General features: G+C 64.8%; 20 protein-coding genes, 1 tRNA gene and 2 pseudogenes. 17 read left to right on the forward strand and 6 right to left on the reverse strand.

Annotated features, from left to right (window positions below):
* The 9 genes and pseudogenes from GTK09_RS06515 to GTK09_RS06555 all read left to right on the forward strand — a co-directional run.
* Positions 1-832 (forward strand): annotated as a pseudogene (locus GTK09_RS06515) (hypothetical protein); the annotation flags it as partial.
* Positions 825-1,259 carry a hypothetical protein gene (locus GTK09_RS06520; RefSeq protein WP_163462103.1) on the forward strand — a complete coding sequence of 145 codons (435 nt, stop codon included), beginning with the start codon at positions 825-827 and terminating at the stop codon, positions 1,257-1,259. The pseudogene GTK09_RS06515 and the gene GTK09_RS06520, both read left to right, overlap by 8 nt.
* Positions 1,256-1,720 carry a hypothetical protein gene (locus GTK09_RS06525; RefSeq protein WP_163462106.1) on the forward strand — a complete coding sequence of 155 codons (465 nt, stop codon included), beginning with the start codon at positions 1,256-1,258 and terminating at the stop codon, positions 1,718-1,720. Before GTK09_RS06520 ends, GTK09_RS06525 begins: the two co-directional genes overlap by 4 nt.
* Before the next feature lie 3 nt (positions 1,721-1,723).
* Positions 1,724-2,104, forward strand: coding sequence for a hypothetical protein (locus GTK09_RS06530; protein WP_163462108.1), 381 nt, complete (start codon positions 1,724-1,726; stop codon positions 2,102-2,104).
* 1 nt (position 2,105) lies between these two features.
* Positions 2,106-2,537, forward strand: a complete 432-nt coding sequence (locus GTK09_RS06535; RefSeq protein ID WP_163462109.1) for a hypothetical protein — start codon at positions 2,106-2,108, stop codon at positions 2,535-2,537.
* Complete coding sequence (locus tag GTK09_RS06540) at positions 2,534-2,902, forward strand: hypothetical protein (RefSeq protein WP_163462111.1); 369 nt, start codon at positions 2,534-2,536, stop codon at positions 2,900-2,902. Before GTK09_RS06535 ends, GTK09_RS06540 begins: the two co-directional genes overlap by 4 nt.
* Positions 2,899-3,114 carry a hypothetical protein gene (locus tag GTK09_RS06545; RefSeq protein WP_163462113.1) on the forward strand — a complete coding sequence of 72 codons (216 nt, stop codon included), beginning with the start codon at positions 2,899-2,901 and terminating at the stop codon, positions 3,112-3,114. The genes GTK09_RS06540 and GTK09_RS06545 overlap by 4 nt, the downstream gene beginning before the upstream one ends.
* Positions 3,101-4,369: a tail fiber domain-containing protein gene (locus tag GTK09_RS06550; RefSeq protein ID WP_163462115.1), complete on the forward strand. Its 1,269-nt coding sequence runs from the start codon at positions 3,101-3,103 to the stop codon at positions 4,367-4,369. The genes GTK09_RS06545 and GTK09_RS06550 overlap by 14 nt, the downstream gene beginning before the upstream one ends.
* A 141-nt stretch (positions 4,370-4,510) precedes the next feature.
* Entirely contained in the window at positions 4,511-5,323 is an 813-nt protein-coding gene (locus GTK09_RS06555) for a DNA adenine methylase (protein WP_163462117.1), read from the forward strand.
* Here GTK09_RS06555 and GTK09_RS06560 read toward each other — a convergent pair.
* The 6 genes and pseudogenes from GTK09_RS06560 to GTK09_RS06585 all read right to left on the reverse strand — a co-directional run bounded on the left by GTK09_RS06560 (position 5,315) and on the right by GTK09_RS06585 (position 15,523).
* Positions 5,315-5,623 carry a hypothetical protein gene (locus GTK09_RS06560; RefSeq protein WP_163462119.1) on the reverse strand — a complete coding sequence of 103 codons (309 nt, stop codon included), beginning with the start codon at positions 5,621-5,623 and terminating at the stop codon, positions 5,315-5,317. The genes GTK09_RS06555 and GTK09_RS06560 overlap by 9 nt on opposite strands.
* Before the next feature lie 239 nt (positions 5,624-5,862).
* Positions 5,863-5,952 (reverse strand) — tRNA-Ser (locus GTK09_RS06565).
* 311 nt (positions 5,953-6,263) lie between these two features.
* Positions 6,264-10,901, reverse strand: a pseudogene (gltB, locus tag GTK09_RS06570) (glutamate synthase large subunit); the annotation flags it as partial.
* Between the two features lie 523 nt (positions 10,902-11,424).
* Positions 11,425-11,979 (reverse strand): SIS domain-containing protein, encoded by a 555-nt coding sequence (locus GTK09_RS06575; protein ID WP_163462122.1) that lies wholly within the window; start codon positions 11,977-11,979, stop codon positions 11,425-11,427.
* 81 nt (positions 11,980-12,060) lie between these two features.
* Positions 12,061-13,359, reverse strand: a complete 1,299-nt coding sequence (rhaI, locus tag GTK09_RS06580; RefSeq protein WP_163462123.1) for an L-rhamnose catabolism isomerase — start codon at positions 13,357-13,359, stop codon at positions 12,061-12,063.
* Positions 13,360-13,411: 52 nt separating this feature from the next.
* Complete coding sequence (locus tag GTK09_RS06585; protein WP_163462124.1) at positions 13,412-15,523, reverse strand: bifunctional rhamnulose-1-phosphate aldolase/short-chain dehydrogenase; 2,112 nt, start codon at positions 15,521-15,523, stop codon at positions 13,412-13,414.
* 273 nt (positions 15,524-15,796) lie between these two features.
* Between GTK09_RS06585 and GTK09_RS06590 the strand changes: the two genes are divergently transcribed.
* The 8 genes from GTK09_RS06590 (at position 15,797) to GTK09_RS06625 (ending at position 24,137) form a co-directional block, all read left to right on the forward strand.
* Positions 15,797-16,600 carry a DeoR/GlpR family DNA-binding transcription regulator gene (locus GTK09_RS06590; RefSeq protein WP_163462125.1) on the forward strand — a complete coding sequence of 268 codons (804 nt, stop codon included), beginning with the start codon at positions 15,797-15,799 and terminating at the stop codon, positions 16,598-16,600.
* On the forward strand, positions 16,590-16,949 hold the full coding sequence (gene rhaM, locus GTK09_RS06595) for an L-rhamnose mutarotase (RefSeq protein WP_163462126.1): 360 nt from the start codon (positions 16,590-16,592) through the stop codon (positions 16,947-16,949). The genes GTK09_RS06590 and rhaM overlap by 11 nt, the downstream gene beginning before the upstream one ends.
* Before the next feature lie 3 nt (positions 16,950-16,952).
* Complete coding sequence (locus GTK09_RS06600) at positions 16,953-18,389, forward strand: FGGY-family carbohydrate kinase (RefSeq protein WP_163462127.1); 1,437 nt, start codon at positions 16,953-16,955, stop codon at positions 18,387-18,389.
* Between the two features lie 52 nt (positions 18,390-18,441).
* The gene (locus GTK09_RS06605) at positions 18,442-19,962 is read left to right on the forward strand and encodes a sugar ABC transporter ATP-binding protein (RefSeq protein ID WP_163462128.1); all 1,521 of its coding nucleotides are present in this window, start codon (positions 18,442-18,444) and stop codon (positions 19,960-19,962) included.
* Entirely contained in the window at positions 19,959-20,909 is a 951-nt protein-coding gene (locus tag GTK09_RS06610; RefSeq protein WP_163462129.1) for an ABC transporter permease, read from the forward strand. The genes GTK09_RS06605 and GTK09_RS06610 overlap by 4 nt, the downstream gene beginning before the upstream one ends.
* A gap of 15 nt (positions 20,910-20,924) precedes the next feature.
* Complete coding sequence (locus GTK09_RS06615; protein ID WP_163462131.1) at positions 20,925-21,875, forward strand: ABC transporter permease; 951 nt, start codon at positions 20,925-20,927, stop codon at positions 21,873-21,875.
* A 50-nt stretch (positions 21,876-21,925) separates the two neighbouring features.
* Complete coding sequence (locus GTK09_RS06620) at positions 21,926-23,029, forward strand: autoinducer 2 ABC transporter substrate-binding protein (protein WP_163462133.1); 1,104 nt, start codon at positions 21,926-21,928, stop codon at positions 23,027-23,029.
* Positions 23,030-23,171: 142 nt separating this feature from the next.
* Positions 23,172-24,137: a hypothetical protein gene (locus GTK09_RS06625; protein WP_163462135.1), complete on the forward strand. Its 966-nt coding sequence runs from the start codon at positions 23,172-23,174 to the stop codon at positions 24,135-24,137.
* Positions 24,138-24,212 lie beyond the last annotated feature (75 nt).

The raw sequence follows: 24,212 nt of genomic DNA on the forward strand, positions 1-24,212 counted from the left end.
GCAAGGCGAGGACATCGCCCTGGTCAGCAGCGCGCTGACATCGCTGCAGAGCGAGGTGGCGGACAAGGCGAGCGGCTCGGTGGTCGCCGCTCTGTCGCAAGAGGTCGACCAACAAGGCGAGGCCATCGCCCTGGTCAACAGCGCGGTGACGTCGCTGCAGGGCGAGGTGGACGGCAAGGCGAGCGGCTCGGTGGTCGCCGCCCTGTCGCAGGAGGTCGACCAACAAGGCGAGGCCATCGCCCTGGTCAACAGTGCGGTGACGTCGCTGCAGGGCGAGGTGGACGGCAAGGCGGACGGCTCGGTGGTGGCTGCCCTGTCGCAGGCGGTGACGGAGCAGGGCGACAATATCGCAACCAACGCCGCGGCGATCACCTCGGCCAACAGCGCGATTGCCGGCAAGGCTTCGTCTTCGGCGCTCGATACGCTGTCGGCCACCGTCACGGCCCAAGGCGGCAGCATTGCGTCCCAGGCGGACCGGCTGTCGGCCGTCGAGACCAACGTCGGCGACGTGTCGGCGAGTTCGCGGTTTCGCACGGTGGTCAAATCGCAGCCCTCGGGATCCGAGGCGACGATGGCGATGCAGGTGCGCGCCGGCTCGGGCAGCGCCTGGCGGGAGGCCGGGATCTTCCTCAGGGCAGCCAGTGACGGATCGGCCGATGTCATCGTCGCGGCCGATCGCTTCGCCGTGACGGACGCCGGTGGCGAGAGCGTGCCCTTCGCGGTCCAGAATGGCGAAGTGGCGCTGGCGCTGGCGCGGTTTCAGCAACTGACGTCGTTCAACGGCAAGCTGGTGATCGACGGCATCAACGGGACGATTTCGGTCTATGACTAGGCGTCTCTACCTCGCGCAAAACCGCATGGTGATCAGCCTACCCGGCTATGAGGCTGGGCCGGCCACACCGTTTGAAGGCGTCAGCTTCGACAGCGATACGGCGTTCGGCGGATTGATTCTATCGCGCGGCGTCGTGGTCGATACGTCTCCGATTGCAGACGACAACCCGCTGCGAACAAATGATGTTCTGTTTGATATGCCCTGTCCCAACTTGCGGCCGGGTTACAGCACGATCTTGTTCTTAACCTACACATCCCCGGACTTAATTGACGACAGGCAGGGAATCAGACCGCAATTATTAATGGAGGCCAGCTATCTGGATCCTCTAACTTTGCGGATCAAACGCACCCGAAACGTCGGTGATACCTACAGCAGATTTGTGGAATTTAATGGCAACGATATGTACTTCATGGTGCTGGCGTCATGAAGCGTATCGAGTTGGGAGCCTTGACCGGCGGGGGGTTCGGGTTGCGCATCTCGCGCCCGGGCTTCGATGTAACCGACCCTGCCGCCCCATTGTTGTTCGACAGCGCTGTCTCGCCCGCGAGTGTGATTTTCAAGGGGTCTATGCCAGCCGAAGGAACAGAGCGGATTGTCCAGAACGGATCGCTGCCAGGATACCCAAGTAGCACGAATACAACGTTGCGAAGTTGGGCGACCTTCGTTTTCCCGGAGCCGTTACCCTTCGTGCCTTTCGTCAGGGTCTTCAAGCGATACCGGATCGGAAATGACGACTATTACCGAGACGAGTTTCAGCAATACGGAGGTGCTGGTTGTAGCACCTCCGATTGTTCTGCGACTCTGACCGAACAATACGCCGGCAGCTCTCCGAGCTATCAGGATACGCCGACGCACTATTTTCTCATCATGAACGTTCCGGCGAGGTGAGTCATGTCGAAACGGTTCTCAGCCAGCGCCGAGGGCGTCAAGGTGAGCCCGCCGGGTTTTGACGTCGACACTACGCAAGAGTACTTGCTGTTGTTCTCATCCGACCGCTACGCCCTTTCGGGAGCCCTTCGTGGAAGCTTTTTCGTCGAAGAAGGCGAGTGGGATGACGGATGGCCGACGAAGACCTTTCTCATAGATCTGCCGCCCGGATCGGGGGCGCTGATTTCATGGACGTGGACTGTCAAAGCCGACACACTCGCCCCTCTCGGGGCGAGTGGCGCGTCGCTTTTCCAAGACGACATAACAAACCAGCTGGTTTGTACAATCCAGAGGGGGTCGACCGAAAAGATCTTCCACTACCTCATCTATCGAAATCGGACCTGACATGATCCTGATCATCTACGACGATGCGGGCCGCCTGATCCAATCGATCCATGAGCCGATCCCGAAAGGCTACTCTGAGCAGCTGACGGAGCGCGGAACGCCGCACCTGCTGTTGGGCGAGGCTGGCGAGCCGACCCCAGACGTTCACGCGATGTACCGATCAAAGTGGGTCGAAGACGGCGAACTCAGGAACCGCCCCTATCTGCCGGCCTCGCTAGATCGTCAGACGATCGCCGCCGATGGGCAGGACGAGGCCCGACTGACCGGTCTGCCGGTGCCGTGCGATGTGACGATTACCGGGCCGGACGGGCGATCCATCCTGACGGTCGAGGACGGCGAGCTGGCGCTGACCGCCGACGTCGCCGCGACCTATGCGATCGCCATCGACCACTGGCCGCATCTGCCCTGGCGCGCGGAGGTGATCGCGACATGAAGCACCGCCTGACATCCGACCTCGGCGCGCTGCGACTGGCGGCCCGCGACCAGCTCGACGCGGCCTATGCGGCTCTGCTGCCGGATCCTCGCATCCAGGCGATCCGCGACGCCAAGGCCGAGGAGGCCAGGCGGGTTCTCGCCGGCGACGACGATGCGCCGCTGCTGGTGGCCGAGGCAGCGTCGCGAGGCCTCACGCTCGATGCCCTCGCGACGCTGGTGCTCGATCGCCAGCGCAGCGAGCGAGGCAGACGAGCCCACGTCGAGACGGCCCGCCAGACGCTGCAGGCGGCGATCGAGGCGGCCGGGTCGCCGGCTGAGATCGAAAGCATCGTCACGAAATTCCAACGGACGGAGACATCATGAGTGCCACCCAATCGCCGCCGATCCAACTCGACATGGTCGGGTCTGTTCTGCAGGCGCGGATGAACCATGCCGAGCAGATGTCCCTGCATCTGGCCGACCGATGCCGGCAGCTGCAGGCAGAGCGCGACGCGGCCGTCGACGAACTGAGAGAGGCCCGGGCGGAACTGGCCGCCACGACGGCCAAGGAAGGAGAAGACCATGGCAACGGGTGATCCCTACAGCACCGGCACGGCATCTGTCGGCGCCGGCTCGACCACCGTCACCGGCACCGGCACGTCCTGGGTCGCCGCCGGCGTGCGAGCGGGCGACTATTTCGCGGCGAACGGCCTCTCGGTCCGGATCGCCTCGGTCAACTCCAACACCTCGATCACGCTGGCGACCTCCTGGCCGGGAACGGCGCTCAGTTCGGGCAATTACGAGGTCCGGTTCACCTCCGAGCCGACGCGGGTGACCGGGGCTCTCAATTCGCTGATCCAACTCCTCGGCAACGGCCTTCTGCAGTCACTCGCCGGCGTCACCGCCGCGTCCGACAAGCTGCCGTATTTCACCGGAGCGGGCACCTTCGGCGTCGCCACTTTGACGAGCTTCGCTCGGTCGCTGCTCGACGATGCCGACGCGGCTGCGGCCCGGGCGACGCTCGGCGCAAACAACGCCAGCAACCTCAACGCCGGCACCGTGCCGGACGGGCAGTTACCGGTACGACTGCAAGCCAACTCGACGAATGTCACCGACTGGAACCAGGTGTTCGATAACGGCTGGTATCGCGGCAACGGTGCGGTCAACGGGCCTGCGGATATCAGCCCTTCATTCACGATGGGGCACGTCCAACGTTGGGACCGGTTCGTCACACAGACCGCATGGCACATCTCTTTGAGCGGGGCGGCAAACACCACCCTCTACAGGCGGCAGGGCGATTCCACGACGGGCGTCTGGTCTGCTTGGTACAAGGTGCTGATGTCGCAGACCGAGATCGACGCCCGTTATTTGCGCCGCGACGCAGCGGCGACGCCTGCGACGGACAACGCCTACACCCTCGGCGCCTCGGGTGCCCGCTTCTCGGCCATTTGGGCAGCGACCGGGACGATCCAGACGTCGGACGAGCGCGACAAGCTCGTGGACGGGGCCGTCGATCCGGCGGCCGCCGGCGCGATCGTCGACGCCGTCGAGCCGCAACTCTTCCGCTTCAAGGTGGGCGGGCAGACGGTCGAGACAATCCAGGAAGAGGACGGGTCCGTCACCGAGATCGTGACACCCCATCCGGGCGAGCGCCTTCATAGCGGCTTCATCGCCCAGGACGTGAAGGCGGCGTTCGACACGGCCGGGGTCGATTGCGGCGCCTGGGGCCTCGACGACAAGGACGATCCCGAAAGCCGGCAGTGGATCCGGCCGGACGAGCTGCTGCCCATCCTGTGGGCCGAGGTGCGCAGCCTGCGGGCCCGCGTCGCGGCGATGGAGGCCGGCTCGTAGACGACGGGGGCCGGCCGAAGCCGGCTGCGGGGGCTCAACTTGGCCGAAGAACCCCGCATGACGCGTCCAGAGATAACGTCACCGCCGCCGCTGCCCGAAGGCAGGCGGCGAAGGTGGCCGATATCTCTCAAGGAAAGATTGATGGAAACCGAATTCCGGACGGTCGAGCCCGTGCAGCCGGCCGCCGGCTACATTGGCGGCAAGCGCCATCTGGCGCGCCGCCTGATCGAGCGGATCGAGACGGTTCCGCACGATGCCTATGCCGAGCCCTTTGTCGGGATGGGCGGCGTCTTCCTCCGGCGCCGGTCGGCGCCGCGGCACGAGGTGATCAACGACCTGTCCGGCGACGTCGCGACCTTCTTCCGCATCCTGCAGCGGCACTACACCCACTTCATGGAGATGCTGCGGTTTCAGATCGCCAGCCGCCGGGAGTTCGAGCGTCTCGTTCGGGCCGATCCGACCACTCTAACCGACCTGGAGCGGGCGGCGCGGTTCCTCTACCTCCAGCGCCTGGCCTTCGGCGGCAAGGTGGCCGGCCGCACCTTCGGCGTCTCGACCACGACCGCCAGCCGGTTCAATGTCACCAAGCTCGGTCCGACGCTTGAGGCAATCCACGAGCGGCTTGCCGGCGTCGTCATCGAGCAGCTGCCCTGGCGGGCCTTCATCGACCGCTACGACCGGCCGGGCATGCTGTTCTACCTCGACCCGCCTTATTACGGCTCGGAGGGGGACTACGGCCGGGAGGCATTCAGCCGGGAGGAGTTCGCCGAGCTCGCCGAAAGGCTCAAGGGTCTGAAGGGGACATTCCTGCTGTCGATCAACGATCGGCCAGAGGTTCGAAGCCTCTTTGAAGGGCTTTCGATGGAGCCGGTCTCGACGAGCTATTCGATCAGTCAGAAGGGCAATGCGAGGGTGGGGGAGTTGCTGATCTCCGGCCTTGGTGCTTCAGCGTAGACACTGCTTGATCGTCTCATTGGCCTCTCCGAGAGCATCGACATAGGCCTGCAGTGCAGGGAGCAAGGCGCGTCGCTTGTCCTCCAGGGCGAGCAGTGCGGCTCGTTCCGCGCCAGACATGTCATAGGCCACGCTTCCGAAGCCGAGGTCCTCTTGCGATCGGGCAAAGCCGCCAACGGCCTTGAAAGCGTTATCGAGCGGCTGCGAAAGAATCTCGCACAGCTGCTGCCGGCTTTGCGCGGTAGCCGGGCCGGTAAGTGCGACGAGGCAGACTGAAACGGCAAGGGGGACGCGGATCATACGGACTCCGATGGAAGAACTAGGCACCTTGAACTTGGAGCTCGCAGTCCCCTGGAGTCAACGCAAGGTGCCGGGTAAAACTGCCGCCATTTGATGTTGCGCGGCCCGCCATATGATTTTGCGCGCTACACGTGCCGACGGTGTGGCTCTGTCGCTCGGCACTATGAATCAGCCTATTCGGCAAAGTTTCAGGCACGAGTAAAATTCGCTTTTAAAAAGCTGATTTGATTGAGAAATCTTGGCGGAGAGGGAGGGATTCGAACCCTCGATACGCTTGCACGTATGCCGCATTTCGAGTGCGGTGCATTCGACCACTCTGCCACCTCTCCAAAGGTGTTTCCGAAATCTGGATGGCAACTGATCGCTCAGGGCCAGACAGTTCGGAGCGGCTGACTCGTCGAACGACGCGCCAACGGTCTGATGGCTCGCAATGGGCAAGCCGAGAATCCCGCCGGGACGGGGTCGACGTCGCCAGCGCGTCGGTCTCTTATCAAAGGGACCTTTCCCGTGACAAGTCAAAAGCGGCAGCGCGCGTCGGTTTTATCTGCGCCGGAGCAGATCGGTGCCGGAACGCGCGTGTGGTCCATCGCGGCGGACAGGGGCGCGTCTGCGTCCTTGCCCGCCGATTTCGGCGGAAGCTCTACTCCGCCGCAACGCCCATGCGCATCTTTTCCATCTCCAAGAGCGCCCGGCGATATTCGACCGGCATCACCTTCACGAAGCGCGGGCGAAAGCTCTCCCAGTGATCGAGCATGTCCTTTGCCCGGCCCGAGCCGGTGTAGTGGAAATGGTTGGAGATCAGCTGGAACAGCCGCTCGTCGTCGTGACGGGTCATGTCGGATGAAACGTCGACCCGCCCCTTGTATTGCAGGTCGCCGCCGTGGTGGTGGAGCTTCTCCAGGAGGTCGTCCTCCTCGGGAACCGGCTCGAGATCGACCATCGCCATGTTGCAGCGTTCGGCGAAGTCGCCGAGCTCGTCATAGACATAGGCGACACCGCCCGACATGCCGGCGGCGAAGTTCCGCCCGGTGGTGCCGAGAATGACGACGACACCGCCGGTCATGTATTCGCAGCCATGGTCGCCGGCTCCTTCGACGACAGCAAGCGCCCCGGAGTTGCGGACGGCGAAGCGCTCGCCGGCGACGCCGCGGAAATAGCACTCGCCGGAGATCGCGCCGTAAAGCACCGTGTTGCCGACGATGATTGATTCCTCCGGTACGATCTGCGATTCGGGCTTCGGCTTGACGATCAGCTTGCCGCCGGACAGGCCCTTGCCGACATAGTCGTTGGCCTCGCCGGTGAGCTCGAAGGTGATGCCTCTAGCGAGGAAGGCGCCGAAGCTCTGGCCGGCGGTCCCGGTCAGCTTCACCGTGATCGTGTCGTCGCGCAGCCCCTTCAGGCCGAAGCGCTTGGCGAGTTCGCCCGACAGCATCGCGCCGGCCGAACGGTCGACATTGGTGATCTTCGTCTCGATCTCGACCTTCTGGCGAGCGGTCAGCGCCGGCTCGGCTTCTGTGATCAGCCTGCGATCGAGGACGTCGTCGATCGGATGCTTCTGCCGCTCGGTCCAGCGCAGGCTTTCGGGCGCACCCTCCGGCTTGAAGAACACGCCGGAAAAGTCGAGGCCCCGCGCCTTCCAGTGGTCGATCATCTCACGCCGGTCGAGCAGCTGGGTCTCGCCGATCAGCTCGGCGAGGTGCCTGACGCCGAGGGACGCCATGATCTGGCGGACCTCTTCGGCAACGTAGAAGAAGTAGTTGATGACGTGCTCGGGCGTGCCCTTGAAGCGCTTGCGCAGGACAGGGTCCTGCGTCGCCACGCCGACCGGGCAGGTGTTGAGGTGGCACTTCCTCATCATGATGCAGCCGGCGGCGATCAGCGGCGCGGTGGCGAAGCCGAACTCGTCGGCGCCGAGCAGTGCACCGACGATGACGTCCCGGCCGGTCCTGAGGCCGCCGTCGACCTGCAGGCAGACCCGGCTGCGCAGCCCGTTGAGTACCAGCGTCTGCTGGGTTTCGGCAAGGCCCATCTCCCAGGGGGAGCCGGCATGCTTAATCGAGGTCAGTGGCGAGGCGCCGGTGCCGCCGTCATAGCCGGCGATGATGATGTGGTCGGCCCGCGCCTTGGCGACGCCGGCCGCGACCGTGCCGCAGCCGACCTCGGAGACGAGCTTGACCGAGATGTCGGCCTCGGGGTTGACGTTCTTCAGATCGTAGATGAGCTGGGCGAGATCCTCGATCGAATAGATGTCATGGTGGGGCGGCGGCGAGATCAGGCCGACGCCCGGCGTCGAATGCCGGGTCTTGGCGATCGTGGCATCCACCTTATGGCCGGGCAGCTGGCCGCCCTCGCCGGGCTTTGCCCCTTGCGCCACCTTGATCTGCAGCATGTCGGCATTGACGAGATATTCTGTCGTCACGCCGAACCGCCCCGAGGCGATCTGCTTGATCGCCGAGCGCTCGGGATTGGCCGAGCCGTCGCGCAGCGGCAGGAAGCGGTCCGATTCCTCGCCGCCCTCGCCGGTGTTCGACTTGCCGCCGATGGCGTTCATGGCTCTTGCGAGCGTCGTGTGGGCCTCGCGGGAGATCGAGCCGAAGGACATGGCGCCGGTGCAGAAGCGCTTGACGATCTCCCTGGCCGGCTCGACCTCGTCGAGCGGAACCGGCGCGCGGCCGGCCTCCTCGGCCGACTTGATGCGGAAGAGGCCGCGGATGGTCGAGGTCTCGACCGCCGCGTCGTTCACCATCTTCGCGTAGTCCTGATACTTCTCGAACGAGCCGGTGCGCACCGCATGCTGCAGGGTCGCCACGGCATCGGGCGACCACATGTGGCTCTCGCCGCGCATGCGGTAGACATATTCGCCGCCGACGGCCAGCGAGCGCTGCAGCACCGGATCGTCGGAGAATGCGAGAAGATGACGCTCGGCGCTTTCGCGGGCGATCTCCTCCAGGCCGACGCCCTCGATGGTGGTCGCCGTGCCGGTGAAGTAGCGGTTGACGAATTCGGTCTTCAGCCCGACGATGTCGAAGATCTGAGCGCCGCAATAGGACTGGTAGGTCGAGATGCCCATCTTGGACATGACCTTCAGGATGCCCTTGCCGATCGACTTGATGTAGCGCGTCACCACCTCGCTCGGATCGACCTCCGGCGGGAAGTTGCCGCGCCGGTGCATCTCGAGCAGCGTGTCGAAGGCGAGATAGGGGTTGATCGCCTCGGCGCCGTAGCCGGCGAGACAGGCGAAGTGATGGATCTCGCGCGGCTCGCCGCTCTCGATGACGAGGCCGGCGGCTGTGCGCAGACCCTTGCGGATCAGGTGATGGTGGACGGCCGCGCAGGCGAGCAGCGCCGGGATCGGCAGCCGGTCGGCGCCCACCTGGCGGTCCGACAGGATGATGATGTTGTAGCCGCCGACGACGGCCGCCTCGGCGCGCTCGCACAGACGGTCGAGCGCCCCCGCCATGCCGGCTCCGCCCTGTTCGGCCGGATAGGTCATGTCGATGGTCTTGGTGTCGAACCGGTCCTCGGTGTGGCCGATGTTGCGGATCTTTTCCAGATCGCCATTGGTCAGGATCGGCTGGCGCACCTCGAGCCGCTTCTTGCGGGAGGAGCCTTCCAGATCGAAGATGTTCGGCCGCGGCCCGATGAAGGAGACGAGGCTCATCACCAGCTCCTCGCGGATCGGATCGATCGGCGGATTGGTGACCTGGGCGAAGTTCTGCTTGAAATAGGTGTAGAGCAGTTTCGACTGCAGCGACATCGCCGAGATCGGCGTGTCGGTGCCCATCGAGCCGATCGCCTCCTGGCCGGTGGTCGCCATCGGCGACATCAGCGTGCGGGTGTCCTCGATGGTGTAGCCGAAGGCCTGCTGGCGATCCAAGAGCGAGACGTCCGAGCGCGAGGCACGGGGCGCCACGGGCTTCAGGTCTTCCAGGATGATCTGGGTGTTCTTCAGCCAGTCGCGATAGGGGTTCGCCCCGGCGATCTCGTGCTTGATCTCCTCGTCGTCGACGATGCGGCCCTTTTCGAGGTCGATCAGAAGCATGCGGCCCGGCTGCAGCCGCCACTTCTTGACGATCTTGGCCTCGTCGATGGCGAGCGTTCCCGCCTCCGACGCCATGATGACGAGATCGTCGTCGGTGACGACGTAGCGGGCGGGGCGCAGGCCGTTGCGGTCGAGGGTCGCGCCGATCTGGCGGCCGTCGGTGAAGGCGACCGCGGCCGGACCGTCCCAGGGCTCCATCAGGGCGGCGTGATATTCGTAGAAGGCCTTGGTGTCGGCGGCCATCTGCTTGTTGCCCGACCAGGCTTCCGGGATCAGCATCATCATCGCATGGGTCAGCGAATAGCCGCCCTGGACGAGGAATTCGAGCGCGTTGTCGAAGCAGGCGGTATCCGACTGGCCCTCGTAGGAGATCGGCCAGAGCTTGGAGATGTCGTTGCCGAGGAGCTCGGAATCGACCGATGCCTGGCGCGCCGCCATCCAGTTGACGTTGCCGCGCAGCGTGTTGATCTCGCCGTTATGGGCGACCATGCGGTAGGGATGGGCGAGCTTCCACGACGGGAAGGTGTTGGTCGAGAACCGCTGGTGGACGAGGGCGAGCGCCGATTCGAAGCGCGGATCGGCGAGGTCCTTGTAATAGGCGCCGAGCTGGTAGGAGAGGAACATTCCCTTGTAGACGATGGTCGAGGCCGAGAGCGAGACGACGTAGAAGCCGATGTCCTCGCCTCCGGTTTCCGCCTGGATGCGGTTCGAAACGACCTTGCGCAGGATGTAGAGCCGCCGCTCGAACGCTTCCTCGCTGGCGATCGAAGCCGAACGGCCGATGAAGATCTGCCGGTGCACCGGCTCGGTGGCGACGATCTCCGGCGCCTTCGACAGGCTCTCGTTCGACACCGGCACGTCGCGCCAGCCGAGCACCGTCTGGCCCTCTTCGCGCACCACATCCTCGAACACCTGTTCGATATGGGCGCGCTTCCCGGCGTCCTGCGGCATGAAGATGTGGCCGACGCCGTAGTGGCCGGGCTCCGGCAGGGTCACGTCCTGCGCCGCCATTTCCTCGGAAAAGAAGCGGTGGGGAATCTGCACCAGCATGCCCGCGCCGTCGCCCATCAGCGGGTCGGCGCCGACGGCGCCGCGATGGGTGAGGTTCTGGACGATCTCAATGCCCTTCTCGACGATGGCATGAGACTTGACGTTCTTCATATGGGCGATGAAGCCGACGCCGCAGGCGTCGTGCTCGTTCCTCGGATCGTAGAGGCCGATTCTTTTCGGCAGGCCGATCCGGTGAGGCGCGGCCGCCCCGGCCACGGCTTTGGCGTCTGATGGCGTCAGCATGGGCTTCGCATTCGTCATCGCGTCATCTCCCCGTCGGTGCCCGGCCAAGCTGCAGCCGCGCGAACTGGACCCGCCGCAGTCCGTTGCCGCATGGCGATTGCCGCAAAGCCGAACTGCCGGATCTTTCTCTCGAACGCGCCTTTTGCCACGCTCGGCTCTGTCAGGATAGGACCCTTGCCGCGCCATGCCGGCGCAGCACCGTCGTTTTCGATCTATTGGCGCCAATTTATGGCAGCACTACTGTCCTATCTGGCTCAATATGACAGATGTCGAGGCCGGCAGCAAGATGGGGCGATTTCCGCCAGGAAGGATCCCATCTCATCACGGAGGTCGAGGACATGCGGCGCTTTCCGGTCAGTCGATGCGCATCTGCGGTCCCGCCGGTGGCGCGCACCGCCCGATCGGGCCGCACAATCCGCGTGAGCTCGAAATCTCGCTTGGCGTCCGTCCCGCCGCCGGCGGTCGGTCACTCCATGTTGGTGTGATTGCTCCGCATCGTCTCCGGCGAGACGGCCATGAGGTCCCGCAGTTTCAGCACCATCACCTCGAAGAGGACGAACAGCGCCCCCTCGTAGAGCGAGCCCATGGGGAGAACGGAGGTGGCCGCGCCGCCCTGGTCGTTGGCCATCGTCTGGGCCGGAACCGTCAGGACGAAGTCGGCAAGCTGGGCGCCGCGGCCGCCTGGCTGGGCGGTGATGAAGAGGATCTTCGCGCCGTCCTTCTTGGCGACGCCCATCAAAGCGAGGGCGGTGGAGATCTCGCCCGGGCCGACGGAGACGACGAAGAGATCGCCGTTCCCGAGCGCCGGCATCGTCATGTCGCCGACGACGCCGACATGGGCTCCGAGATGGAAGAGCCGCATGGCGAAGCCCTTGATCTGCAGGCCCTCGCGGCCGCCGGCATAGGTGCCGATGCGTCGTGCGCTTGCGATCATCCGGCAGGCTTCGTCGACCGCCGCGTCGTCGATCCCGTCCATGACCGTGCCGAGTTCGGCGAGTGCCGTCCGGTAAAGATCGCTCATGCTTCGATGTCTCCAAATCCTGACGTGTGTTCAACGAGCCGACGCGCTGGCGTCTTGGCTTGTTCTTATGACTTTGTCCGATCAGACGATGCCGCCGCCTGATCCCTTGCTGGCGGGCCGCTCGGCCGCAACCTTGGCGCGATAGCCGCTCGCCCGGTAGGCGGCGATCGGGTCGATCGCGCCGCCGTCGCGGCGCCGCGCCTCGGCGAGGATCGGCGTGACGTCGGTGCGGAAGGCCCGCTTGAGGCACTCCGACGCCATCATCGCGTCGTTGGCGTCCTGATGGCCGCGCAACGCCTTGCGATCGACGAGCAGCGCCTGGGCGTAGGCTCGGCGGATCTCGTCCGCCGAGCGGATCAGGCTCTCGATCGGATCGGTGACGTTGTGGGACTGGTCGATCATGTGCGCCGGGTGGAGCCGCTCCAGGGCCTCGCCGGCCTCGACCAGCTCGTTGAAGACCAGGAACAGCCGGAACGGATCGACCGAGCCGGCATCGAGGTCGTCGTCGCCATATTTCGCGTCGTTGAAGTGAAAGCCGCCGAGTTTCTGCGCAAAGATCAACCGCGAGACGATCTGCTCGATGTTGACGTTCGGCGCATGGTGGCCGAGATCGACGAGGCAGAAGGCTTGTGGCCCCAGTTCCTGGGCGATCAGGAGGTTGGTGCCCCAGTCCTGTACGACGGTCGAATAGAAGGCCGGCTCGTACATCTTGTGTTCGGAAAACAGCCGCCAGTCCTCGGGAAGGCCGGCATAGATCGCCTTTGCCGATTCCAGATAGCGCTCGAAGCTGCGGGACAGATCCGCCTGGCCGGGAAAGTTCGAGCCGTCGCCGATCCAAACGGTGATCGCCCTGGAGCCGATCGCCTGGCCGAATTCGACGACGTCGAGATTGTGCTCGACAGCCTGGGCGCGCACCGCCGGATCGGCATGGCTGAGCGAGCCGAATTTGTAGGAGAGCGGCTGCTTCGGATCGTCGGGATGATCCTGGAAGGTATTGGAATTCATCGCGTCGAAGGACAGGCCGAGGCTTGCCGCCTTCTCCTTCAGGGCGGACGGATCGGCGCGATCCCAGGGAATGTGCAGCGAGACCGCTGGCGTCGCCCGGCCGAGCTGTTGGATCACCGCGCAGTCGTCGAGCTTTTCCATGATGCCGCGCGGCTCGCCGGGGCCGGGAAAGCGGGCAAAGCGCGTGCCCCCCGTGCCGACGCCCCAGGAGGGGACGGCGACGGTGAAGCCGCGGACTTTTTCCACGACCGCGTCGATGGCGACGCCGCGCCTGTCGAGGCTCTCGCCGAGCGCGGCGAAGTCGCTCGCAAGCTCCTTCTGCCGCTTCTCGTTTTCGGTTTCGACGACCTCCTGATCGATCGGTCGATCGCTCATGGCCTTTTCCTCCCAGATTGGCCCGCTGACGATGTCACTCGTCCCACAACCCTCAGCGCGTAAACGATTGGGCGTTGCCGGCGTCGACATTGACGATGTTGCCGGTCGATTTCGCCGAGGCGTCGCCGGCGAGGAAGGCAACGGCTTCGGCGACGTCGGACGGCAGCACCGACCGCTTCAGCATCGAGCGCTTGCGGTAATGCTCCTCCAACTCGTCGGGCGCCATGTTGTAGGCGGCGGCGCGCTGCTCGCGCCATTCGCCTGTCCAGATCTTCGAGCCCTGCAGCACCGCATCCGGATTGACGACATTGACCCTTATGCCGGCGTCGGCGCCTTCAAGCGCCAGGCACCGGGCGAGGTGGATCTCTGCGGCCTTGGCGGTGCAGTAGGCGGCGGCGCCCGGCGAGGCGGCGAGGCCGTTCTTCGAGGCGATGAACACCACCGCGCCGCCGAGCTGCTGGCGCCGGAACAGCCGGAAGGCCTCGCGCGAGACGAGGAAATAGCCGGTGGCGAGAATGTCGATGTTGCGGTTCCACATCGACAGTTCGGTCGTCTCGATCGGCGCCGAGGACGAGATGCCGGCATTGGAGACGAGGATGTCGGCGCCGCCATATTCGACCGCCATTTCCGCGAAGCTCGCGATCACGCCCGCCTCCTCGGTGACGTTGAGGGGGACGGCGCGGACCATGTCGGCGGAAAAGCGCTCCGACATCTCGGTCTTCACCCGTTCGAGCGCCTCGACGTCGATGTCGGCGAGGACGACGCAGGCGCCGTCGGAAAGCAGCCGCTCGGCCGTCGCCCGGCCGATGCCGCCGCCGCCGCCGGTGATGAAGGCGATGCGGCCGGCGAGCGATTTCGGTTTCGGCATGCGCTGCAGCTTGGCCTCTTCCAGAAGCCAGTATTCGATGTCGAAGGCCTCCTGCTCGGGCAGGCCGCGATAGGTGCCGACGGCTTGCGCCCCGCGCATGACGTTGATGGCGTTGACGTAGAACTCGCCGGCGATCCGCGCCGTCGCCTTGTCCTTGGCGAAGGTCATCATGCCGACGCCGGGGACGAGATAGACGACGGGGTTCGGGTCGCGCATCGCCGGGCTGTCGTCATGCCGGCAGCTTTCGTAGTAGCGGGTATAGTCGGCCCGGTAGGCGGCGATCGCATCGTCGAGCCCGGCCAGAACGGCGTCGACGTCGCCCTTGGCAGGATCGAAGTCCAGCACCAGCGGCCGGATCTTGGTGCGCAGGAAATGGTCGGGGCAGGAGGTGCCGAGCGGGGCGAGTTTCGCAAGGTCGTTGGAGCCGACGAAGGTCAGCACCGCGTCCCCGTCGTCGAAATGGCCGATCTTGCGCTCGTCCCGGCCGATCCGGGCGCGGATTTCCGGCATCAGCCGCGCTGCGATCTCGCGCCGGGCGGCCGCGTCGAGAGGCTCGACCCGTGCGCCGCCGAAGGCTGCGACGCCGGCGGTCTTCTCGTCGAGGAAGGCGATGGCGGTGTTGATGATTCTGAGCGTCGTCTCGTAGCAGTCCCGCGCCGTCTCGCCCCAGGTGAAGAGCCCGTGGCTTTCGAGGACGATGCCCTTGGCATCCGGGTTTTCGCGGGCGAAGGCGGAGAGGTCGAGGCCGAGCTGGAAGCCGGGCCGGCGCCAGGGCAGCCAGCCGATCTCGTCGCCAAAGATCTGCCGCGTCATCTCCCGGCTGTTGTCGCTCGCGGCGATCGCGATCACCGCGTCGGGATGCATGTGGTCGACATGGGTGTAGGGCAGATAGGCGTGCAGCGGCGTGTCGATCGAGGCGGCGCGCGGATTGAGGTTAAAGGTGCAGTGCGGCAGATAGCCGACCATCTCGTCCTCGAAGTCGGCGCCGCGATAAAGGCTCTTCAGCGCTTCCAGCTTGTCCTGATAGAGCGTCGAAAAGCCGTCGCGCTTCATCGTGCCGACGTCGCCGCCCGACCCCTTGACCCAGAGCACCGTCACGTCCCGCCCGGTCAGCGGGTCCTTCTCGATCACCTTCGCCGAGGTGTTGCCACCGCCGTAATTGGTGATCCGCTTGTCGGCGCCGAGAAGGTTCGAGCGGTAGAGCAGGCGCCCCGGCTCGTCGAGGCCCGCTGCATGGGCCTCGTCCCAGAGCGAGGGCAGGAGAGTGGAACCGCTCGTCTGCGGACCTGTCGGCATGATCGACCTCGTTTCGGCTTCGTCAGGGTGTCGGGCAGGGCCGGAACGCCGGTTGCGACCGCCCGGGATGCAATCCACGCCTTGCACGGCAACGCACCGAAAGGCTGCGGCCGCAGGCTGGCTTCGTCTGCAGCATTGGCCAAAACGGCGCAAACGTCAATCAAAACGATCATGAACAGTCATGTTGCACTGCAATATGATCGAACTTGATCGAAGATGATTGACATTCGCCTGTGCTTCGATCAGCATCCTCCCTCGGGAGAAACGCCAAACATGCACGAACGCGAGAGACAGAGGATCATCCTCTCCGTGGTTCAGGCCCGCTCGGTCGCCACCGTGCAGGAACTGTCGCGGCTGACCGAGGCGTCGGAGGCGACGACCCGGCGCGACATCGCGGCGCTGGCTTTGCAGAAGAAGGTGAAGCGAGTGCGCGGCGGCGCCGAGGCGCTGAAATCCCCGCCCTTCGGCGAGATATCCAGCCTGCCCTTCGAGACCGCCAGGACGATCAACGAAATCCAGAAGCGGGCGATCGCGCGCGAGGCCGCCAAGCTCTGCGAGGACGGCGACGCCATCATCCTCAATGGCGGCACGACGACCTTCCAGATGGTCCATCACATCGCCGGCGCGCGGCTGCAGGTGCTGACCAACTCCTTTTCCATCGCCAACCACCTGATCGATCATTCCGAATGCACGGTGATGCTGCCGGCCGGCGCGATCTACCGCGACCAGGCGCTGATCCTTTCACCCTTCGAAACCGACGGCATCGCGCATTTTCGGGCGCGGCGGATGTTCATGGGGGCGCAGGGGGTTTCGCATTACGGCATCGCCGAGACCGATCCCTTGATCATCCAGTCCGAGCAGCGGCTGATGCGCCAGGCCGACGAACTCGTCCTCCTCGCCGATTCCTCGAAGTTCCAGCGCCCGTCGAGCATGATCATCGCGCCGCTCGAACGGGCCGACATGCTGATCACCGACGAGGGGATTTCCGAAAAGGACGCCGCGATGGTCGAGGCGGCCGGGGTGCGCCTCATGGTGGCCGAGCTTGCGCAGGAAGGGAGCGAGCGCGATGTCGCGTGACGAGACGCTGCCGGGCGGCGACACGGACGAGGCCTTCGAGCGCGTCGCCTTCCGCATGCGGCTTCATCCGGGCAAGGCGGAGGAATACCGTCGCCGCCACGACGAGATATGGCCGGAGCTCGTTGAGCTTCTCCGGGAGGCGGGCGTTCGCGACTATGCGATCTTCCTCGATCCCGAGGCCAACGCGCTCTTCGCCACTCTGGAACGGCGCCGCGACCACCGGATGGACGCGTTACCGGATCATCCGGTGATGCGGCGCTGGTGGGCGATGATGGCCGACATCATGGAGACCGAAGCCGACGACGAGCCGGTCTCGGTGCCCCTTCAGCCGATGTTCCGGATGGCCTGAGCGATGGAGAGCCATATCCATAACGTTGCCGTCGTCGACATCGGCAAGACCAACGCCAAGGTCGTCGTCTACGATCTCGACCGCCAGTGCGAGGTCGCGGCGCAGACGACGCCGAACCGTGTGTCGAACGACGGTGCCTATCCCCATTTCGACACCGACGGCCTTTGGGATTTCGTCCTGACGTCCCTTGCGGAGCTGTCGCGCGACCATCCGGTCGACGCCATATCGGTCACCACCCACGGCGCCTCGATCACCCTCGTCGAGGGGGATGATCTGGCGCTGCCGGTGATGGATTACGAATTTCCTCTCGATCCGCGGACGCTCGCCGATTACCGCGCGATCCGCCCGGACTTTGCCGAGAGCCAGTCGCCGGCCCTGCCGGGCGGGCTGAACGTCGGGGCGCAGCTGTTCTATCTGGAGCGGCATTTCCCGCAGGAATTCGCCGCGTCGGGGATCCTCACCTATCCGCAGTTCTGGGCGTGGAAGCTCTGCGGGGTAGAGGCCTGCGAGGTCACCCAGCTCGGCGCCCACACCGATCTCTGGTGCCCATCCGAACGCCGCTTCTCCTCCCTCGTCGACGGGCAGGGATGGGGTGAGAAGTTCGCGCCGCTGCGATCCGCCTTTGATCGGCTCGGCGACCTGAAGTCGGAGATCCGCGCGGCGATGCCGGGGCAAGACCCCATTCCGGTGTTTTGCGGCATTCACGATTCCAACGCCTCGCTGCTGCCGCATCTCGTCGGTCGGCAGGGTGCCTTCACGGTCGTCTCGACCGGCACCTGGGCGATCGTCTTCGCCGTCGGGGGGAGGGCGATGGAGCTCGACGAGACCCGTGACACGCTGGCGAACGTCGATGCCTTCGCACGGCCCGTGCCCTCGGCCCGCTTCATGGCCGGCCGCGAATTTGCGGCAATGGCCGGCGACGCGCCCGGCGAGGCGGACCACGCGAGCGCCGAGGCCGTCATCGCCAAGGGCATCATGGCGCTGCCGAGCTTTGCCAGGGGGACGGGGCCTTTTGCCGAGCGAGAAGGCGAGTGGACGGTCGATCCGGAAGACCTCTCGCAAGCCGAGCGGACCGCCGCGGCGAGCCTTGCGACGGCGTTGACCACTTCGGTCTGCCTCGAACTCGTCGGCGCCGAGGGGCCGATCATCGTCGAGGGGCCGTTCGGCCGCAATGCCGTCTATTGCGACGCGCTGGCCGAGCTGTCCGGGCGATCCGTCGAGGCGAAGACCGGTCTTTCGGGCACCTCGGCCGGCGCCGCTCTGCTGGCGCGCGGGCAGAATGCGCCGCCGCCGTCCGGCGCGGCTGTGCCCGCAGCGGCGGAGGCTTCGGCCCGGCCGCCGATCCGCGGCCTTGCGGCCTATGCGGACACTTGGCGGCGCCGTGTGGCGGAGCGGGGACAGGCCGAAATGCCGGAACCATCGAGGGGAGCGAGCGGGTGACAGCGTATCTGGGAGGAGCCGCCAGCGTGGGAGAGCGCCGGATGGGGCGGATATGACGCCGATTCTCGAACTGAAGAACATCTCCAAGGCCTTCGGGCCGGTGAAGGTGCTGACCGGTGTCGATTTTGACCTGCGCCCCGGCGAGGTTCATGCCCTGATGGGAGAGAACGGCGCCGGCAAGTCGACGATGATCCGCATCGCCGCCGGCGATCACCGCGCCGAGGAAGGCGAGATCCGCCTCGATGGGAAGCCCCGCCGCTTTGCCGGCCCGCGCGAGGCGCAAGGCGAGGGCATCATCGTCGTCCATCAGGAACTGCTGTTGTTCCCGGCCCTCAGCGTCGCGGAGAACGTCTTTCTCGGCCACCAGCCGAAGACCGCCGCCGGCCTCGTCGACTGGGGCCGGATGCGGCGCGAGGCCCGCGATCTGCTCGACCGGCTCGACTGCCCCAATCTCGACGTCGACCAGCGGGTCTCGCGGCTTTCCGTCGCCGATCGCCAGCGCGTCGAGATCGCCAGGGCCCTGTCGCGCAACGCCCGCGTCCTGATCATGGACGAGCCGACGGCGGCGCTGGCCGAAGCCGACGTCCGGCGGCTGCTCGAGGTCGTCCGGCGGCTGCGCAGCGAGGGCGTCGCGATCGTCTACGTCTCCCACCGGATGAACGAGATCTTCGAGATCGCCGACCGGGTGACGGTGCTGCGCGACGGCGTATCCGTCGGCACCAGGCCGATCGCGGAGGTGACCGAGGCGTCGCTGGTCTCGATGATGGTCGGCCGCGACATCCACCAGCTGTTTCCCAAGGAGGACATCCCGCGCGGCGAAAAGCGGCTGGAGCTGCGCGGCGTCTCGCTGGCCGGCGTCGTCGAGGACATCTCCTTCGATCTTCATGCCGGCGAGATCCTCGGCATCGCCGGCCTCGTCGGCTCCGGCCGCACCGAACTCGCCCAGACGATCTTCGGCGTGACGCCGGCGACGTCCGGCGAGATCCTCGTCGACGGTAAGCCGCAGAAGATCGCTTCGGTACGCGAGGCGATCGATGCCGGCATCGCCTATGTTCCCGAAGACCGGGGCTCGCACGGCATCATCCGCGCCCAGCCTTTGCGCGAGAACGTCTCCATGGCGATCCTCGACCGGCTGACGAAGTTCTCGGTCGTCGACACGGGCCGAGAGCAGAGCCTCGCGACGGACGCCATCAAGCGGTTTTCGATCAGGGCGCGGGATGCGCGCCAAAGGGTGGGCCAGCTGTCCGGCGGCAACCAGCAAAAGGTGGTGCTGGCGAAATGGCTCGCCACCGAGCCGAAGATCCTCATCCTCGACGAGCCGACCCGCGGCGTCGACGTCGGCGCCAAGACCGAGATCCATCGGCTGATGGGCGAACTCGCCAAGAAGGGCCTTGCCATCCTGATGATCTCCTCAGAACTGCCCGAAGTGCTCGGGATGAGCGACCGCGTCCTCGTCATGCGGGAAGGGCGGCTGTCGGCGATCGTCGATCGCAAGGACGCGAGCCCCGCCGCCGTCGGCGCCGCAATGATGCAGGGGCGGCGCGAGCCGGCCCGGGCGGGAGCCGCCCGATGAGCCGGCGCCTCACCCATACGCTCGGCTCGCTCGGCCAGGAGATCCTCCTCGTCGTCGTCATCCTGGCGCTCTTCGCCTTCGTCGGGGTCTACAATCCGCGTTTCCTGTCGGAGAACAACCTCACCTCTATCTTCGTCGGCAACGCCTATATCGCGGTCGCCGCGATCGGCATGTCGCTGGTGATCATCTCGGGCAACATCGACGTGTCGATCGGCGCCTTGATCGGCGTCCTCGCCGTCATCTCCGGCCTGCTCGTCACCAACGGCTATCCGATCTGGGTCGCCTGGCTGGCGCCGCTCGTCGTCGGCGCGGCGATCAACGCCGTCGTCGGCTGTCTCATCGCCTATGCCCGGGTGCCGTCGATCATCGCCACCCTCGCCATGCTGTCGATCCTCTCCGGCGGGCTGATCACCTTCACCGGCGGCCAGTGGATCAGCGGCCTGCCGGCGGGCTACCAGCTCGCCCAGTTCCGCCTTTTCAACGTGCCCTCGCCGGTCTGGTTCATGATCGGCATGACCATCCTCGCCGGCTTCCTCATGCGCTACACCACCTTCGGCCGCTCGGTCTACGCGGTCGGCAGCAATCCGGAAGCGGCGCGGGCGACCGGCATCTCCTACAAGGCGACGGTGGTGAAGGTCTTCGCCATTCACGGCGCCATCGGCGGCGTCGCGGCGGTGCTCTTTGCCACGCAGCTGCAGGTCATCCAGTCGACGGTTCCGGTCGGCCTCGAACTCGTCATCATCACCGCCTCGGTGGTCGGCGGCGTGTCGATCCTCGGCGGCGTCGGCACGGTGTTCGGCTCGACGCTCGCGGCGATCCTCTTCGCGGCGATCGGCTCGTCGCTGATCTTCCTCAACGTCTCGGCATACTGGCTGCGGGCGGTGCAGGGCATCCTGATCCTCGCGACGGTGCTGGCCGACATGGCCCGCCGCAGAAGAACCGGCTGAGGAAAGGGACCGGCCATGACCGCCATGACACGCATCCTGATCCGCCACGAGGCCATTCTCGGCATTCTCTTCGTCGTCGTCCTCATTGCCATGGCGTCGCAGAACGACCGCTTTCTGACGACGGCGAACCTTCTCAACCAGGCCCGGCTGATGACCGAGGTCGGGCTGATCGCCATCCCGATGACCTTCGTCATCGTCACCGGCGGCATCGATCTCTCGGTCGGCTCGATCCTCGGACTCTGCGCCATATTGCTCGGCGTCTTCTGGCAGAATCTCGGCCTGCCGCTGCCGGCGGCGATTGGCCTGTCGCTTGCCGCCGGCACCGCGGCGGGCTTTGCCAACGGCCTGATCGTCACGCGGTTTCGCGTGCCGCCGCTGATCGCGACGCTCGCCACGCTGGCGCTCTATCGGGGGCTGGCGGAAGGCATCAGCCAGGCGCGCTCGGTGCGCGGCTATCCGGATTGGTTCGCAGTGCTCGGGCGGGGCGATTTCCTCGGCATTCCGACGCAGCTCTGGCTGTTCGCCCTCGTCGCCGCACTCGGCATCTTCATCCTGCGCTTCACCACCTTCGGCCGGACCACCTACGCCATCGGCAACAACGAGGCGGCGGCGGAATTCTCCGGCCTGCCGGTCGAGCGGACAAAGCTTCTGATCTACACTGCCTCGGGCTTCATCTCGGCCTTGGCGGCGATCGTCTTCGTCTCACGCGTCTCGACGACGCGCTCGGACATGGGCAGTGGCATCGAGCTCGAGGTGATCACCGCCGTCGTTCTCGGCGGCACCTCGATCTTCGGCGGCCGCGGCATGGTGATCGGCACCTTGATCGGTCTGTGCCTCATGCAGATCCTTCAGAACGGCCTGTCGCTTTCGGGCGTGCGCGGCGACGGCACCACCGTCGTGATCGGCGCGGTCCTGATCGTCGCCGTCCTGATCAGCAATCTTCTCAGCCGCTTTTCCAGTGACTGAGAATTGGGAGGGGCGCCATGACGGCGCCAACTTAAGAGGAGGAAAATTCCATGAAGAAACTCATCACGGCGCTGCTCGGCGCCAGCCTTTTGTCCGCCCCGGCCTTCGCCCAGTCGGCCTGGACGGGCGGCGACGATCAGCCGACCAATCCGCTCGCCTGCACCGGTGAATCGCCGGCGCCCGAGCCCGGCGAGTACAATGGCGGCACGCCGACGGGTGCGCCCGACCGCAACGGCAAGGACCTGAAGGTCGTCGACATTCCGAAGCTCGTCGGCGTCGGCTATTTCGCCAGCACCGCGTCCGGCATGCAGGAAGCGGCCAAGGAACTCGGCAACATCACCGTCAACACCGATGGCCCGACCCGAGCGAACATCGACGAACAGATCACCTTCGTCGACAACTACATCACCTCGGGCGTCGACGGCATCCTGTTCGCCGCCAACGACCCGGTGGCGATCGCGCCGGTCCTGAAGAAGGCCCTCGACGCCGGCATCAACGTCGTCGGCTACGACGCCGACGCCGAAGCCGATGCGCGCCAGTGGTTCGTCAACCAGGCGCTGCCAAACGGCGTCGCGAAATCGATGATGGACCAGCTCGCTTCCGAGATCGGCGAGGAGGGCAGCTTCGCCATCGTCACCTCGACCTTCACCACGCCGAACCAGGCGCGGTGGATCTCGGAGATGCAGGCCTATACGGAGAAGTGCCATCCGAATCTGAAGTTCCTCGAGACCGTCGAGGCCCAGGAGGACAACATCCTGTCCTTCAACCAAGCCCAGACGCTGATCAACAAATATGGCGACGAACTGAAGGGCATTCTCGGCATGACGAGCGTCGCGACGCCCGCGGCCGCCGAGGCGGTCCAGCAGAACGGCCTGTGCGGCAAGGTCTCGGTGGTCGGCCTGGCGCTGCCCAACGCCATGAAGCCCTACATCAACTCCGACTGCATCCAGTCGACGATCCTCTGGAACACCGTCGATCTCGGCTATGCGGCGGTCGAGGTGATGCGGCAGGTGGCCGACGGCACGCTGAAGCCCGGCGACAAGACGGTGAAGGCCGGCCGCCTCGGCGAACTGCCGATCGTCAACCAGAGCCAGGTGCTGCTTGGCCAGCCGAAGGTGTTCACCAAGGCCGACATCAACGACTTCGACTTCTGAGAATGAGAAGCAGGCGGCGGGTTTCGGCCCGCCGCCCGAAGGCCCGAAAGGTTGCGGCTAAAATCTCGCTCTTGTGTCGCAGCAAGGGGCTACGAGGCACCTATGACTCCACAACTGCGGGAAATCCGGCTAGGTATGCGCGATGCATCTTCCTCGCTTGAATTCCGCAAGATCGATCCTGGTGTTACTGGGATTTTTCGTCCTGGACCGCGTTATAACGGTTTTCAATTGGGAAACCGAAGAAGCGTGGCAGGCTATTACGCGCGACAACGCCGGAAACATTCGATTGCCCCCAGCGGCACTTATGTTGGAGATGGGATTTTTAACACCGTACCTCATTGGTGCGGCAGCAGCATTGGTAGTCTGGTTCATATCTGAATTAATTCGATTTCGGGACGGACGAAAAAGTGATGGATTCGCTCGAATCGATCAGAATGCCGGTCTGTTGTCGATTCTGCAGCGTCCACCCAACGAACAGATTGCGGACCTAGAGTCTCACAATCGAGACTTGCAGGCCGAACGGAATAGTCTTCGAGTCAGGCTGCAGAATCTGCTCGCTGGTGGAACAGCCATTGCTACCGAAATCGAAATTAAACGATCGAACGATGTGACTGGGCGCTATTGGTTAAGCTTCCGGATTGCACGGACGCAACCTGTTGTTTATGTTTGTCTTGATCTTCAAATAGGCATCTGGGATGGCTCAGAGCAGAAAAGGTTTAGATGGGGCAAGAGGACCCGGCACATTATTAAAAACATATCGCCTGCTGTTGTAGGACGGACTCAATCGATATTGATTGTTGATGATCAATTAGTAAGTCCATTCGAAAAAAATGCGCCCCACTGGAATGTCGGCCAAACAACCGAAACAGGATTTATTGATGCGCCGCCAAGTTTTCAAAAAGCAGCGATCGTTTTTGTTGCAGACGAGGTCGAGCAAGAATATAAAATGCTTGTGATGCCACGCGAGTACGGAAAAGCGATTTCGATCATAGATGAAAGATTTTTTGCGAGAGACAATTTCTGGGGGCAGCATGTTCCAAATGTTGATCTACGGCTCACGCGAGGCCTCCGGGAATTGACAACACCTGAAGCAAGAACTTATCGTTGAATTCTTTCGATTTTTCACTCTGAAATTTGCGTTGTTCGCAAGCTCTATCAGAAAAATCCGCGCCACCGGAGTATT

This window comes from Jiella pacifica, assembly GCF_010500815.1.
GTDB classification, from domain to species: Bacteria; Pseudomonadota; Alphaproteobacteria; order Rhizobiales; family Rhizobiaceae; genus Jiella; species Jiella pacifica.

Coding starts and splice junctions, on each gene's coding strand:
- GTK09_RS06600 (WP_163462127.1), top strand. CDS start 16,953: ATGGAGAGCCATATCCATAACGTTGCCGTCGTCGACATCGGCAAGACC.
- GTK09_RS06530 (WP_163462108.1), top strand. CDS start 1,724: ATGTCGAAACGGTTCTCAGCCAGCGCCGAGGGCGTCAAGGTGAGCCCG.
- GTK09_RS06590 (WP_163462125.1), top strand. CDS start 15,797: ATGCACGAACGCGAGAGACAGAGGATCATCCTCTCCGTGGTTCAGGCC.
- GTK09_RS06525 (WP_163462106.1), top strand. CDS start 1,256: ATGAAGCGTATCGAGTTGGGAGCCTTGACCGGCGGGGGGTTCGGGTTG.
- GTK09_RS06520 (WP_163462103.1), top strand. CDS start 825: ATGACTAGGCGTCTCTACCTCGCGCAAAACCGCATGGTGATCAGCCTA.
- GTK09_RS06615 (WP_163462131.1), top strand. CDS start 20,925: ATGACCGCCATGACACGCATCCTGATCCGCCACGAGGCCATTCTCGGC.
- GTK09_RS06585 (WP_163462124.1), bottom strand. CDS start 15,523: ATGCCGACAGGTCCGCAGACGAGCGGTTCCACTCTCCTGCCCTCGCTC.
- GTK09_RS06610 (WP_163462129.1), top strand. CDS start 19,959: ATGAGCCGGCGCCTCACCCATACGCTCGGCTCGCTCGGCCAGGAGATC.
- GTK09_RS06575 (WP_163462122.1), bottom strand. CDS start 11,979: ATGAGCGATCTTTACCGGACGGCACTCGCCGAACTCGGCACGGTCATG.
- GTK09_RS06560 (WP_163462119.1), bottom strand. CDS start 5,623: ATGATCCGCGTCCCCCTTGCCGTTTCAGTCTGCCTCGTCGCACTTACC.
- rhaM (WP_163462126.1), top strand. CDS start 16,590: ATGTCGCGTGACGAGACGCTGCCGGGCGGCGACACGGACGAGGCCTTC.
- GTK09_RS06605 (WP_163462128.1), top strand. CDS start 18,442: ATGACGCCGATTCTCGAACTGAAGAACATCTCCAAGGCCTTCGGGCCG.
- GTK09_RS06620 (WP_163462133.1), top strand. CDS start 21,926: ATGAAGAAACTCATCACGGCGCTGCTCGGCGCCAGCCTTTTGTCCGCC.
- GTK09_RS06540 (WP_163462111.1), top strand. CDS start 2,534: ATGAAGCACCGCCTGACATCCGACCTCGGCGCGCTGCGACTGGCGGCC.
- rhaI (WP_163462123.1), bottom strand. CDS start 13,359: ATGAGCGATCGACCGATCGATCAGGAGGTCGTCGAAACCGAAAACGAG.
- GTK09_RS06545 (WP_163462113.1), top strand. CDS start 2,899: ATGAGTGCCACCCAATCGCCGCCGATCCAACTCGACATGGTCGGGTCT.
- GTK09_RS06550 (WP_163462115.1), top strand. CDS start 3,101: ATGGCAACGGGTGATCCCTACAGCACCGGCACGGCATCTGTCGGCGCC.
- GTK09_RS06555 (WP_163462117.1), top strand. CDS start 4,511: ATGGAAACCGAATTCCGGACGGTCGAGCCCGTGCAGCCGGCCGCCGGC.
- GTK09_RS06625 (WP_163462135.1), top strand. CDS start 23,172: ATGCATCTTCCTCGCTTGAATTCCGCAAGATCGATCCTGGTGTTACTG.
- GTK09_RS06535 (WP_163462109.1), top strand. CDS start 2,106: ATGATCCTGATCATCTACGACGATGCGGGCCGCCTGATCCAATCGATC.